A 13,542-nucleotide genomic window follows, 5' to 3' on the forward strand; every position below is an offset into this window, starting at 1 on the left:
CCGAGAGGTTCCGCTCTTCCATGAGGCTTGTCTTCGCTGGTACCCCAGAGGTCGCCGTCCCCGCCCTGGACGCCCTGATCGGCTCGGGCCGGCACGAGGTGGTCGCGGTGGTGACGCGCCCGGACGCACCGGCGGGCCGGGGCCGCAGGCTCGTGGCGTCACCGGTGGCCGAGCGGGCGATGGAGGAGGGGATCGAGGTGCTCAGGCCGGCCCGCCCGAGGGACCCGGAGTTCCTGGAGCGCCTCCGGGAGATCGCCCCCGACTGCTGCCCGGTCGTCGCGTACGGCGCCCTCCTGCCCAAGGTCGCGCTGGACGTGCCCGCCAAGGGCTGGGTCAACCTCCACTTCTCCCTCCTCCCGGCCTGGCGCGGCGCCGCCCCCGTCCAGCACTCGATCATGGCCGGCGACGAGATCACCGGCGCGTCCACGTTCCTCATCGAGGAGGGCCTCGACTCGGGCCCGGTGTACGGCACCGTCACCGAGGAGATCCGCCCCACCGACACCAGCGGCGACCTCCTCACCCGCCTCGCCTTCGCCGGCGCCGGCCTGCTCTCGGCGACGATGGACGGCATCGAGGACGGCACCCTGACCGCCGTCCCCCAGCCCGGTGAGGGCGTCACGCTCGCCCCGAAGATCACCGTCGAGGACGCCCGCGTCGACTGGTCGGCCCCCGCGCTGCGCGTCGACCGCGTCGTCCGCGGCTGCACGCCCGCCCCCGGCGCCTGGACCACCTTCCGCGGCGAACGCCTCAAGCTGATCCAGGTTACCCCGCTCCCCGACCGCGGCGGCCTCACCCCGGGACAGCTCGCCGTCGGCAAGAACAACGTGTACGCCGGCACCGGCTCGTACGCCGTCGAACTCCTCTGGGTCCAGCCCCAGGGCAAGAAGCCGATGCGCGCGGCGGACTGGGCGCGGGGCGTGCGCGGCGCCGACGGCGAGACGCTGGGCGACTGAGCCCCGCCCCCTCACCTCCGACGCCCGACGTAGGCTTGAGGCGTCCCCTTTTCTGAAATCCGGAGCACCTTTTTCGTGAGCGACACCGCACGCCCCCCGCAGACCGGCAAGCCGTACCGGCGCCCCAAGAAGGACCCCGTCCGGATGCTCGCGTTCGAGGCGCTGCGCGCGGTGGACGAGCGGGACGCGTACGCGAACCTGGTGCTGCCCCCCTTGCTGCGCAAAGCCCGCGAGAAGGGCGACTTCGACGGCCGGGACGCCGCGCTGGCGACGGAACTGGTGTACGGCACACTCCGCCGGCAGGGGACGTACGACGCGATCATCGCCGCGTGCATCGACCGCCCGCTCCGAGAGGTCGACCCCCCGGTCCTCGACGTCCTCAGCCTGGGCGCCCACCAGCTCCTCGGCACCCGCATCCCCACCCACGCCGCCGTCTCCGCCTCGGTGGAGCTGGCCCGGGTCGTCCTCGGCGACGGCCGTGCCAAGTTCGTCAACGCGGTGCTCCGGAAGATCGCCCAGGACGACCTGGACGGCTGGACCGCGAAGGTCGCCCCGCCCTACGACGACGACCCCGAGGACCACCTCGCCGTCGTCCACTCCCACCCCCGCTGGATCGTCTCGGCGCTGTGGGACTCGCTGGGCGGCGGCCGGGCCGGTATCGAGGAGCTGCTCGCGGCGGACAACGAACGGCCCGAGGTGACCCTCGTGGCCCGGCCGGGCCGGTCCGAGGTCCGGGAGCTGCTGGCGGAGGAGGCCGCCGTCCCCGGCCGCTGGTCGCCGTACGCCGCACGGCTCACCGAGGGCGGCGAACCGGGCGCGGTCGACGCCGTGCGGGAGGGGCGGGCCGGGGTGCAGGACGAGGGCAGCCAGCTCGTCGCGCTGGCCCTCGCGAACGCCCCCCTCGACGGCCCGGACGCGCACTGGCTGGACGGCTGCGCCGGACCCGGCGGTAAGGCCGCGCTCCTCGCCGCCCTCGCCGCGCGGCGGGGCGCGACCCTGCTGGCCTCCGAGAAACAGCCGCACCGCGCGGGACTGGTCGCGAAGGCGCTGGCCGGCAACCCGGGGCCGTACCAGGTCGTCACGGCCGACGGGACGCGCCCGCCGTGGAAACCTGGGTCCTTCGACCGCGTCCTGATGGACGTCCCCTGCACCGGCCTCGGCGCCCTGCGCCGCCGTCCGGAGGCCCGCTGGCGGCGTCGTCCGGAGGACCTCGAAGGGTTCGGCCCGTTGCAGCGGGACCTGCTGAGGACGGCGCTGGAGTCGGTGCGGGTCGGCGGGGTCGTCGGGTACGCGACCTGCTCGCCGCACCTCGCGGAGACCCGGGCGGTCGTCTCGGACGTCCTCAAGCAGTTCCCGCGGGCCGACCTGATCGACGCGCGCCCCCTGCTGCCGGGTGTGCCGGGGCTGGGGGAGGGTCCCGACGTACAGCTGTGGCCGCATGTGCACGGGACGGACGCGATGTATCTGGCGCTGATCCGCCGTACCGGGTGAGTGGATCATCGTACGAAAAGGTAAAGGCGAGGTAAATGAGATCATCGCACTAAAGTGCTCCCACCTCCCCCACCGGTGCCCACCACCCCGCCCGGACATGGGAGGCTAGCCCCATGGCCGTGCAGATCAACCCCAGCATCCTGTCCGCCGACTTCGCCCGCCTCGCCGAAGAGGCCGACGCGGTCACCGGCGCCGACTGGCTCCATGTCGACGTCATGGACAACCACTTCGTCCCGAACCTCACCCTCGGCGTCCCGATCGTGGAGTCCCTGGCGAAGGCGACGGACACCCCGCTGGACTGCCACCTGATGATCGAGGACCCCGACCGCTGGGCCCCGCAGTACATCGAGGCCGGCGCCTCCTCGGTCACCTTCCACGTCGAGGCCGCCGCCGCCCCCGTCCGCCTCGCCCGCGAGATCCGCGCCAAGGGCGGCCGGGCGTCGATGGCCCTGAAGCCGGCGACGCCGATCGAGCCGTACGAGGACCTGCTCCCCGAGCTGGACATGCTGCTGATCATGACGGTCGAACCGGGCTTCGGCGGCCAGGCGTTCCTCGACATCATGCTGCCCAAGATCCGCCGCACCCGGCAGCTGATCGACAAGCACGGCCTCCAGATGTGGCTCCAGGTCGACGGCGGAGTCTCGGCGAGCACCATCGAACGCTGCGCGGAGGCCGGCGCGGACGTCTTCGTCGCCGGTTCGGCGGTGTACGGCGCGAGCGACCCCGCCGCCGCCGTCCGTGCCCTGCGCGCCCAGGCCGAGGCCGTGTGCGACCACCGGGCCACGGGCAGGTGAACGAACCCCGTGACAGAGCCCTTCAGGGCTGATCAAGACCGCCGGATCTGCGAGGATGAACGGCGAATCCAGAGTGTGAAACAGCAGTGAGGAGATCGCCGTGTCGGGTATGTCGGCGGGCCGGTCGGCCATGCGGATGGGACCCGCAGAGCTGGTGCAGGCGGCGGCCATGGCCCGCCGCTTCTACCTGGAGGGCAAGTCCAAGATCCAGATCGCCGAGGAGTTCGGCGTCAGCCGCTTCAAGGTGGCCCGGGTCCTGGAGACCGCTCTCGAACGGGATCTCGTACGCATCGAGATCCGCGTGCCGGCCGAGCTGGACGCCGAGCGCTCCGACGCGCTCCGCGCCCGCTACGGACTGAGGCACGCCGTCGTGGTCGAGTCCCCGGCCGACGCCGAGGAGTCCCCCGACCCCGAGAACCTGGGCGAGGTGGCCGCCGACCTGCTCGGCGAACTCGTCGACGAGGGCGACGTCCTGGGCCTGGCCTGGGGCCGCTCCACCATCAACATGGCGGCGGCCCTCGACCGGCTCCCGCCGTGCACGGTCGTGCAGCTGACGGGTGTGTACGACGCGGGTACGGCCGAGCGCGGCTCGGTCGAGGCGGTCCGCCGGGCAGCTCAGGTGTCCGGCGGCGACGCCCACCCCATCTACGCGCCCATGCTGCTGCCGGACGCGGCCACCGCCGCCGCGCTGCGCAGCCAGACCGGGATCGCGCGGGCCTTCGAGTACTTCGACAAGGTCACCGTCGCCTGCGTCTCCATCGGCTCCTGGGAGCCGGGCATCTCCACGGTCCACGACATGCTGACGGACGAGGAGCGGGCCCACTACTCCTCCCTCGGCGTCGCGGCCGAGATGTCCGCGCACCTCTTCGACGCCGACGGCCGCCGGGTCGGCCGGGACCTCGGCGAGCGGTGCATCACCGTCAAGGCGGACCAGCTGCGCCGTATCCCCGAGGTCGTCGCGATCGCGGGCGGACAGCGCAAGGCCGCCGCGATCGACGCGGTGCTCCGCTCGGGGCTGGTCACCAGCCTCGTCACGGACACCTCGGCGGCGGACTACCTGATGACCGCCGGGCCCACCCCCAAGTCGGCGCTGAACCGGGCCGACCCGGACGGGGTCTGACAGAAGGCCGCACGGGGACGGCCGTGGCAGCATCTACGGCATGCTGCTGCGGTTCGTCTCCCGGGTGCTTCTGTGTGTGCTGGTCCTGGTCGGGGGTGTCGCCGGGTGTTCGTCGGACCATCGTACGAACGCGAGCGCGAGTGGCCTCGCCACCGTCAAGGCGGCCGACCTCCCCGCCGAAGCCCGCAAGACCCTCGCCCTCATCGACAAGGGCGGCCCCTACCCCTACTCCCGCGACGGCGTCGTCTTCGGGAACTTCGAGGGGCGGCTGCCGAAGGAGAAGCGCGGGTACTACCACGAGTACACCGTCAGGACCCCGGGCTCGCGCGACCGGGGCGCCCGGCGCATTGTCACCGGGCAGGACGGCGAGATCTACTACACCGATGATCACTACGACTCGTTCCGGACGGTACTGAGATGACCGACATCGTGATCGACCTCGGCGGCGTCACGGCCAGGACCGGGCTGATGGATCGTTTCGCCGACGGCCTGAGCCTCCCCGACTGGTTCGGCCGCAACTGGGACGCGCTGGCCGACGTCCTGCGCGACGTCCCCGGGGGGCGGCGGATCGTCGTCCGCGACTGGCGGCCGTACGCCAAGGCGAGGCCCGACGAGTGGGAGATCGCGCTGGAGATCTTCGAGGAGGCGGACCTTACGGTCCTGCTCGCCCTGTAGGAAACTCCAGGACGCTCCCACGCAGGCTGGACGTTTCTCCGGGGTGGTTTCGGGGGCCCGCGTGGGAGACTCAAGTACGTGCGTTTTCTCAATGACATCAAGCCCGCGTACGACCTCACGTACGACGACGTCTTCATGGTGCCGAGCCGCAGCGCGGTCGGCTCCCGCCAGGCCGTCGACCTCCGCTCGCCGGACGGCACGGGGACGACGATCCCGCTGGTCGTCGCCAACATGACCGCGATCGCGGGACGCCGGATGGCCGAGACGGTCGCCCGGCGCGGCGGGCTCGTCGTCATTCCGCAGGACATCCCGATCGACGTCGTCACCGACGTCGTCGGCTGGGTCAAGAGCCGGCACCTCGTCCTCGACACGCCGATCGTGCTCTCCCCCCAGCAGACCGTCGCCGACGCCCTCGCCCTGCTCCCCAAGCGCGCCCACAACGCCGGAGTCGTCGTCGACGAGAACCGCCGGCCCGTCGGCGTCGTCACCGACCAGGACCTCACCGGCGTCGACCGGTTCACCCAGCTCGGCGAGGTCATGTCCCGTGACCTGCTGCTCCTCGACGCCGGGATCGACCCGCGCGAGGCGTTCACCAGCCTCGACGCGGCGAACCGGCGCTACGCCCCCGCCGTCGACGAGGACGGCGGGCTCGCCGGCATCCTCACCCGCAAGGGCGCGCTGCGGGCGACCCTCTACACGCCGGCCGTGGACGCGGACGGCAAGCTGCGGATCGCCGCCGCCGTCGGGATCAACGGCGACGTCGCGGGCAAGGCCAAGCAGCTCCTCGACGCGGGCGTCGACACGCTCGTCATCGACACGGCCCACGGCCACCAGGAGTCGATGATCAGCGCGATCCGGACGGTCCGGGCGCTGGACCCCCGGGTGCCGATCGTCGCCGGCAACATCGTCTCCGCCGAGGGTGTGCGGGACCTGATCGAGGCCGGCGCGGACATCATCAAGGTCGGGGTCGGCCCCGGCGCGATGTGCACGACCCGCATGATGACCGGCGTCGGCCGGCCGCAGTTCTCCGCCGTCCTGGAGTGCGCCGCCGAGGCTCGCAGGCACGGCAAGCACGTCTGGGCCGACGGTGGTGTCCGCCACCCCCGCGACGTCGCGATGGCGCTCGCCGCCGGGGCGTCCAACGTCATGATCGGCTCCTGGTTCGCCGGGACGTACGAGTCGCCGGGCGACCTCCAGCAGGACGCGAACGGGCGCCTGTACAAGGAGTCCTTCGGCATGGCCTCGGCCCGCGCGGTCCGTAACCGCACCTCCGATGAGTCCTCCTACGACCGGGCCCGCAAGGCGCTGTTCGAAGAGGGCATCTCGACCTCCCGCATGTTCCTCGACCCGGCCCGCCCCGGCGTGGAGGACCTGATCGACTCCGTCATCGCGGGCGTCCGCTCGTCCTGCACGTACGCGGGCGCCGGTTCCCTGGCCGAGTTCGAGGAGAAGGCCGTCGTCGGCATCCAGAGCGCCGCCGGCTACGCCGAGGGCAAGCCGCTGCACGCCAGCTGGAACTAGCCGCTTCGGAAAAGGAGCAGCGGGCCGGGGGCGGCGCGTTCTAGCGTCGTCCCCATGGAGATCATGGCCTGCCGTCGCGAGGACCTCGTCGTACTGGAACGCGTCATGCCGTCGGACAGTATCGACGGCAGCCACCCCATGCGCTTCGCCCGGCAGGAGAAGGGGCACAGTACGTACCTGATCCCGTGGCTCGACGGGCGCCCCGTCGGGCACGCGGAGGTCCGCTGGACCGGCTGCGAGGCGCCCGAGGTCCAGGTCGCGCATCCCGGCTGCCCCGAGATCAACGGCCTGGTCGTGTGGCCCGAGGACCTGCGCTCGCGGGGCATCGGCACGGCGCTGGTGCGGGCCGCCGAGGAGTGGGCGCTCGCCCGGGGCGTCGAGATCATGGGACTCGGCGTGGACGACCGCAACCCGCGCGCGGCGGCGCTGTACGAGCGCCTCGGATACCGGCCCGGCGTGCGGTACACCGACCGCTGGACCGAGTTCACCCGCAACGGTGTCCGGCACGAACACGCCGACCCGTGCCGGTTCCTCACCCGGGAGCTGAGCTGCTGAGATCCCCTCGGGGCGTGGTCTACTGCGGTATGTGTTGAACGACCTGGACGAACGTATCGTGCACGCCCTCGCGGAGGACGCCCGGCGCTCCTACGCCGACATCGGGCAGCTCGTCGGGCTGTCCGCGCCCGCCGTGAAGCGGCGCGTGGACCGGCTGCGGGAGAGCGGGGCGATCACCGGGTTCACCGTACGGGTCGATCCGGCGGCGCTCGGCTGGGAGACCGAGGGGTTCGTCGAGATCCACTGCCGGCGCAACACCTCGCCGGAGACGATCCGGCGGGGCCTTGAGCGGTACCAGGAGGTGGTGGCGGCGTCGACCGTCACCGGGGACGCCGATGCCGTCGCCCAGATCTTCGCCTCCGACATGCGGCATTTCGAGCGGGTCCTCGAACGCATCGCGGGGGAGCCGTTCGTGGAGCGGACCAAGTCGGTGCTGGTGCTGTCGCCGCTGCTGAGGAGGGCACCCGCCTGACGCGGGGCCCCGCGCAACGAATCGCCGGGGCACCCCAGCCCCGCGCAACGAATCGCTCACCCATGTGCAACGGGTGCCTATTGTCGGCCCGGCCGGCCCGACCGTACCGTCTATCTGGCCCCCGACACCCCCTCCGCCCCAGGTGAGGACACGCATGCGCATCGCCCTGCTCCAGAGCTCCGGACGTCCCGGAGCGGTCGAGGGGAACCTCAAGGTGCTCGGCGAGGCGGCCGGGCGGGCGGCGGAGGCGGGCGCGGAGCTGCTGGTCGCCCCGGAGATGTTCCTGACGGGGTACGCGGTCGACGTCCAGGGCCTCGCGGAGCCGGCCGACGGGGAGTCGGCGGACGCGGTCGCGGACCTGGCCGCACGGCACGGACTGGCGATCGCGTACGGCTACCCCGAGCGGGCCGGCGACGCCGTCTTCAACTCCGCGCAGGTGATCGCGGCGAGCGGCGACCGGCTCGTCAACTACCGCAAGACCCACCTCTTCGGCTGCTTCGAGCGCGACCACTTCACCCCCGGCGAGCAGCCCGTCGTCCAGACCGAACTGGGCGGTCTCACGGTCGGCCTGATGATCTGCTACGACGTCGAGTTCCCGGAGAACGTCCGCGCGCACGCCCTCGCCGGCACCGGCCTCCTGATCGTCCCGACGGCCCAGATGCACCCCTTCCAGTTCGTCGCCGAGTCGATGATCCCGGTGCGGGCGTTCGAGAGCCAGATGTACGTCGCGTACGTCAACCGGGCCGGTGAGGAAGGGGAGTTCGACTTCGTCGGCCTGTCCGTGCTCGCCGGCCCCGACGGAGTCGCCCGCGCCCGCGCCGGCCGGGACGAGGAACTGCTCCTCGCCGACGCCGACCCCGCGTTCCTCGCCGCGTCCCGCGAGGCCAACCCGTACCTCGCCGACCGGCGCCCGGACCTCTACCGCTCCCTGACCCGCTAGGAACCCGTACCCCGATGACCTCCATGGTGCCCAACGCCGTCGAGCACACCGACGCGCAGCAGCCCCCGATCACCATGTTCGGCCCCGACTTCCCCTACGCCTACGACGACTTCCTCGCCCACCCGGCAGGTCTCGGCCAGGTCCCGGCGACCGAGCACGGCGCCGAGGTCGCGATCATCGGGGGCGGCCTCTCGGGGATCGTCGCCGCGTACGAGCTGATGAGGATGGGCCTCAAGCCGGTCGTGTACGAGGCGGACCGGATCGGCGGCCGGCTGCGGACGGTCGGCTTCGAGGGCTGCGATCCCTCGCTGACCGCCGAGATGGGCGCGATGCGCTTCCCGCCGTCCTCCACGGCCCTCCGGCACTACATCGACCTGGTCGGCCTGGAGACCCGCCCGTTCCCCAACCCCCTTGCCGAGGCGACTCCTTCGACGGTCGTCGACCTCAAGGGCGAGTCCCACTACGCGGAGACGGCCGAGGATCTCCCGCAGGTCTACCGGGACGTCGCCGAGGCGTGGGCCAAGTGCCTTGAGGAAGGTGCCGAGTTCGGCGAGATGAACCGGGCCCTGCGCGAGCGGGACGTGCCGAAGATCCGGGAGATCTGGGCGCGGCTCGTCGAGAAGCTCGACAACCAGACGTTCTACGGATTCCTGTGCGCCTCCGAGGCGTTCAGGTCGTTCCGGCACCGGGAGATCTTCGGCCAGGTCGGGTTCGGCACCGGCGGCTGGGACACCGACTTCCCGAACTCGATCCTGGAGATCCTGCGGGTCGTCTACACCGAGGCGGACGACCACCACCGGGGGATCGTCGGCGGCTCGCAGCAACTCCCGCTCAGGCTCTGGGAGTCGGAGCCGCAGAAGCTCGTCCACTGGCCCTACGGCACCTCCCTCAGGACGCTGCACCCGCACGGCGAACCCCGGCCCGCCGTCACCCGGCTGCACCGCACCGCCGGGAACCGGATCACCGTCACGGACGCGGACGGCGAGATCCGCACGTATCGCGCGGCCGTGTTCACCGCGCAGTCCTGGATGCTGCTCTCCAAGGTCGTGTGCGACGACGACCTCTTCCCGGTCGACCACTGGACCGCCATCGAGCGCACCCACTACATGGAGAGCTCCAAGCTGTTCGTCCCCGTCGACCGCCCGTTCTGGCTCGACAAGGACCCGGCGACCGGCCGGGACACCATGTCGATGACCCTCACCGACCGGATGACGCGCGGGACCTACCTCCTCGACGACGGCCCCGACAGGCCGGCCGTGATCTGCCTGTCGTACACCTGGTGCGACGACAGCCTCAAGTGGCTGCCGCTGTCCGCGAACGAGCGGATGGAGGTCATGCTGAAGTCCCTCGGCGAGATCTACCCCGGTGTCGACATCCGGCGGCACGTCATCGGCAGCCCGGTGACCGTCTCCTGGGAGAACGAGCCCTATTTCATGGGCGCGTTCAAGGCCAACCTCCCCGGCCACTACCGCTACCAGCGCCGCCTGTTCACCCACTTCATGCAGGACCGCCTCCCCGCCGACCGGCGCGGCCTGTTCCTCGCCGGGGACGACATCTCCTGGACCGCCGGCTGGGCCGAGGGCGCCGTGCAGACCGCGCTGAACGCCGTGTGGGGCGTCATGCACCACTTCGGCGGCGAGACCGACGCGAGCAACCCGGGACCGGGGGACGTGTACGACGAGATCGCGCCGGTCGAACTCCCCGAGGATTAGGGCTAGTCGGGCAGCGGGGTGAGCAGCATTCGCCCCGCGAGCCCCACCGCCGCGTCCAGCCGTTCGGTGAACTCCTCGGCGAGATCGGGGAACCGCCGCAGCGCCCACAGCGCACGCGCCGCCGACCAGGTCGCCGACCTCGCCCGCTCCAGGCTCCACGAACCCATCAAGTGGGTGAGCGGGTCGGCGAGTTGGAGCAGGTCGGGGCCCGGCATCAGCTCCTCCCTGATCTGCTCCTCCAGCGCCACGAGGAGGTCACCGACCTGGTCGAACTCGTCCTCCAGCTCGGCCGGTTCACAGCCCAGGCCGTGGCAGGTGTCGACGACCGCGAGCACCAGGTCGTGCCCGATGTGGGCGTTGATCCCCGACAGCGCGAACTGGAGGGGCCGCACGCCCGGATGGCGGCGCATCTGGAACAGCGGGCGCCAGCAGGCGGGCGGGCGCCTGTCGTCCGCCACCGCGTCGACGGCGTCCAGGTACCGCCGCGCGAACCGCACGTCCAGCGCCGCCGCCGCGCGCGCGTCCGCGAAACCGCCCCGGTCGATCCGCCGGTCCACCTCCTCGGTGACGGCCAGATAGACCCGGTTGAACACGGCGACCCCGTCCCGCGCGGGCAGCCCCGCCTCCAGGTCCCGCATCCGGGCGATCACCGCATCTACGGCGGACGACGTGAACTGCTCCAACTCCGGCATGGGGGAAGGGTGCCAGGGGCGGGCCCGGTTCGGGGCCCCGGGCGGCGGGCTTCGCCGGAACGAGGGACGGGACAGCACGGCCGTAGCCATCCGTCAGGGGCGCGGGTCCGGCACCGGGGCGGCCGGCACGCCCGGCTTGACGCGTTCGGCGCCGCGCAGGACGCCCGCGAAGAGGAGCAGCCCGCACGCCAGGACCGTCACGACGCCGAACGACACCGTCAGGTTCGTCGCGTGGGCCACCCCGCCGATCAGGCTCGGCGCGATCAGCCCCGAGGTGTAGGTGATCGTCGCCACCCCCGCGATCGCCTGGCTCGGATTCGGCCCCGCGTGCCCGGCCGCCGCGAAGCACAGCGGGACGACGACGGCGATCCCGAACCCCATCAGCCCGAACCCGGCCATCGCGACGGCCGGCTGCTCCGCCACGACGACGAGCGCCCCGCCCGCGACCGCCAGCGCCCCGCCCGTCCGCACGGTCCGTACGACCCCGAACCGGTTGACGACCGTGTCCCCGACGAGCCGCGCGATCGCCATCGTCAGCATGAACCCGGTCGCGCAGGCCGCCGCGAGACCCGCCGACGCCGTGAGCCGGTCCTCCAGGTAGACCGCCGCCCAGTCCATGCTGGCGCCCTCCGCGAACACCGCGCAGAAGCCGACCGCGCCGATCAGCAGCGCCGAGCGGGGCGGCAGCGTGAAGCGCGGCGGCGCCTCCTCTTCCTCCGTCGGCCGCAGGTCCAGCACCCACCGGCAGGCGGTCAGCCCCAGCGCGGTCAGGACCAGCGCGGCCAGCGTGTGATGCACGCGGGCGTCCACGTCGAGGTGCGCGGCGAGCGTGCCGACGCCCGAGCCGGCCAGGGTGCCCACGCTCCACATGCCGTGCAGGCTCGACATGATCGACCGGCCGAGGCGCCGCTCGATCTCGACGCCCATCGCGTTCATCGCGACGTCCGCCATGCCCGCCGCCGCCCCGTACGTGAACATCGCGAGGCACAGGGTGAGGAGGTTCGGCGCGAGGGCGGGGAGGGCCAGGGAGAGGGTCCACAGCGAGAGCAGCAGGCGCAGGGCCGTACGGCTGCCCAGGTGGTGGGTGATCCAGCCGGCCAGCGGCATCGCGCAGGCCGCGCCGAACGCGGTGAACGCCAGCGCGAAGCCGAGTTGTCCCGCGCCGAGCCCCGCGTGGTCCTGGACCCACGGCACCCGGGTCGCGAACGAACCGGTCACCCCGCCGTGCACGGCGAACACCGCCGCGACGGCGTACCGGCCCCGGCGTACATCCCCGCCCATCCCCGGCCCTCCTCGTATGTCAGGTCATGCCACGTGTCAGTTCATGCCGCGCGGAAAACTATCAGGGACCCTTCCTGATAAAAAGAGGGCGCTTGCCGTTCGAGACGGTCCCGGCCATGGGAGGATCTCGCCATGCCCGCATCACCGAGCACGGCCCGAGCCATCAACGACCGGCTCGCGCTGGACCTGCTCCAGCGGGAAGGCCCGCTCACCGCAGGGCAGTTGAAGCAGCTCACGGGGCTGTCCCGGCCGACGGTCGCGGACCTCGTCGAGCGCCTCACCGCCGCCGGCCTGATCGAGGTCGCGGGCGAGTCGGGGGTGCACCGCCGGGGGCCCAACGCGAAGCTGTACGGCATCGTCGCCTCCCGCGCCCACCTCGCCGCGCTCGACGCCCGCACCGACAGCGTCGCCGTCATCGTCTCCGACCTGGTCGGCCGCGTCCTCGCCGAGGCGTCTGTCCCCATCGGCGGTGACACGGACACCGGGCCCGCGCTGGACCAGGCGGTCACCCTCGTCGAACGGGCCGCGAAGGAGGCCGGCGCGGACGCCCTGCACACCGTCTGCGTCGGCGCCCCCGGCCTCATCGACCCCGCCACCGGCGACCTCCGCGACTCCGGCACCCTCCCCACCTGGCACCGCCGCCTCGTCGCCGCCCTCCAGGAACGCTTCCCCGGCACACGGGCCCTCGTCGAGAACGAGACCAACCTCGCGGCGCTCGCGGAGCGCGAGGAAGGGGCGGCCCGGGACCGCGACACGTTCGTCCTGCTGTGGCTCGGCCACGGCATCGGCGCGGCCGTCGTCCTGGACGGCACCCTGCGCCGGGGCGCCTCCGGAGGCACCGGCGAGATCGGGTTCCTGCCGGTGCCGGGGGCGGGGCTGCCGTCGGCCGGGGACTGCGAGGGCGGGTTCCACTCGGTGGCCGGGGGGCTGGCCGTGGAGCGGCTCGCGGGGGAGTTCGGCGTGCCGGGGGAGGGGGCCGCGGGGGTGGTCCGATGGGCTGTGGGGGCGGTGGGTTCCGTCGAGCAGGGGCCCCTCGCCGTCGTACCCGTCCCCGCCTCGCTCTTCCTCGACGCCCTCGCTGAGCGGATCGCCCTCGGGGTCGCCTCCGTGGTCGCCGTGCTCGATCCCGGGTGTGTCGTGCTCGGCGGGGAGGTCGGACAGGCGGGCGGGGCGGAGCTGGCGCGGAGGGTCGAGCGGCGGATACGGGGGATGGCGCCGCTGGTGACCGAGGTGAGGGCGAGCGGGCTGGGGGGTGGAGCCGTGCTGCGGGGGGCGCTGCTGACGGCGAGGGAGGCGGCGCAGGGGGAGCTGTTCGGGACGCCTTAGCCCCGACGCC

General features: G+C 72.6%; 14 protein-coding genes. 12 read left to right on the forward strand and 2 right to left on the reverse strand.

Features of this window, described 5'->3' with window-relative positions; genetic code table 11:
- The first annotated feature begins 20 nt into the window (after positions 1–20).
- The 11 genes from fmt to ABZX85_RS43040 all read left to right on the forward strand — a co-directional run bounded on the left by fmt (position 21) and on the right by ABZX85_RS43040 (position 10,233).
- Positions 21–953, forward strand: coding sequence for a methionyl-tRNA formyltransferase (gene fmt / locus ABZX85_RS42990; RefSeq protein ID WP_355882192.1), 933 nt, complete (start codon positions 21–23; stop codon positions 951–953).
- Between the two features lie 75 nt (positions 954–1,028).
- Entirely contained in the window at positions 1,029–2,444 is a 1,416-nt protein-coding gene (locus ABZX85_RS42995) for a transcription antitermination factor NusB (RefSeq protein ID WP_355882195.1), read from the forward strand.
- Positions 2,445–2,557: 113 nt separating this feature from the next.
- Positions 2,558–3,238 (forward strand): ribulose-phosphate 3-epimerase, encoded by a 681-nt coding sequence (gene rpe, locus ABZX85_RS43000; protein WP_355882198.1) that lies wholly within the window; start codon positions 2,558–2,560, stop codon positions 3,236–3,238.
- 109 nt (positions 3,239–3,347) lie between these two features.
- Positions 3,348–4,358 carry a sugar-binding domain-containing protein gene (locus ABZX85_RS43005; RefSeq protein ID WP_355882285.1) on the forward strand — a complete coding sequence of 337 codons (1,011 nt, stop codon included), beginning with the start codon at positions 3,348–3,350 and terminating at the stop codon, positions 4,356–4,358.
- Between the two features lie 40 nt (positions 4,359–4,398).
- Entirely contained in the window at positions 4,399–4,779 is a 381-nt protein-coding gene (locus ABZX85_RS43010; protein WP_355882201.1) for a ribonuclease, read from the forward strand.
- Positions 4,776–5,033 (forward strand): barstar family protein, encoded by a 258-nt coding sequence (locus ABZX85_RS43015; protein ID WP_355882204.1) that lies wholly within the window; start codon positions 4,776–4,778, stop codon positions 5,031–5,033. The genes ABZX85_RS43010 and ABZX85_RS43015 overlap by 4 nt, the downstream gene beginning before the upstream one ends.
- A 78-nt stretch (positions 5,034–5,111) precedes the next feature.
- Entirely contained in the window at positions 5,112–6,554 is a 1,443-nt protein-coding gene (locus tag ABZX85_RS43020) for a GuaB1 family IMP dehydrogenase-related protein (protein WP_355882207.1), read from the forward strand.
- Between the two features lie 54 nt (positions 6,555–6,608).
- Positions 6,609–7,109 (forward strand): GNAT family N-acetyltransferase, encoded by a 501-nt coding sequence (locus ABZX85_RS43025; RefSeq protein ID WP_355882210.1) that lies wholly within the window; start codon positions 6,609–6,611, stop codon positions 7,107–7,109.
- A 31-nt stretch (positions 7,110–7,140) separates the two neighbouring features.
- Entirely contained in the window at positions 7,141–7,581 is a 441-nt protein-coding gene (locus tag ABZX85_RS43030; RefSeq protein WP_355882213.1) for an Lrp/AsnC family transcriptional regulator, read from the forward strand.
- Positions 7,582–7,735: 154 nt separating this feature from the next.
- Entirely contained in the window at positions 7,736–8,521 is a 786-nt protein-coding gene (locus ABZX85_RS43035) for a carbon-nitrogen hydrolase family protein (RefSeq protein WP_355882216.1), read from the forward strand.
- A 14-nt stretch (positions 8,522–8,535) separates the two neighbouring features.
- A complete protein-coding gene (locus tag ABZX85_RS43040; protein ID WP_355882219.1) occupies positions 8,536–10,233 on the forward strand; it encodes an NAD(P)/FAD-dependent oxidoreductase in 1,698 nt (565 codons plus the stop codon).
- 2 nt (positions 10,234–10,235) lie between these two features.
- Here the strand turns inward: ABZX85_RS43040 and ABZX85_RS43045 are convergent, their stop codons facing one another.
- Positions 10,236–10,925 (reverse strand): DUF5995 family protein, encoded by a 690-nt coding sequence (locus ABZX85_RS43045; RefSeq protein WP_355882221.1) that lies wholly within the window; start codon positions 10,923–10,925, stop codon positions 10,236–10,238.
- 93 nt (positions 10,926–11,018) lie between these two features.
- Positions 11,019–12,206, reverse strand: a complete 1,188-nt coding sequence (locus ABZX85_RS43050) for an MFS transporter (RefSeq protein WP_355882224.1) — start codon at positions 12,204–12,206, stop codon at positions 11,019–11,021.
- Between the two features lie 132 nt (positions 12,207–12,338).
- Here ABZX85_RS43050 and ABZX85_RS43055 point away from each other — a divergent pair, with 132 nt between their 5' ends.
- Positions 12,339–13,532, forward strand: coding sequence for an ROK family transcriptional regulator (locus ABZX85_RS43055; protein WP_355882227.1), 1,194 nt, complete (start codon positions 12,339–12,341; stop codon positions 13,530–13,532).
- Positions 13,533–13,542 lie beyond the last annotated feature (10 nt).

The sequence above is a fragment of the Streptomyces sp. NPDC004539 genome, assembly GCF_040610055.1.
GTDB lineage: Bacteria > Actinomycetota > Actinomycetes > Streptomycetales > Streptomycetaceae > Streptomyces.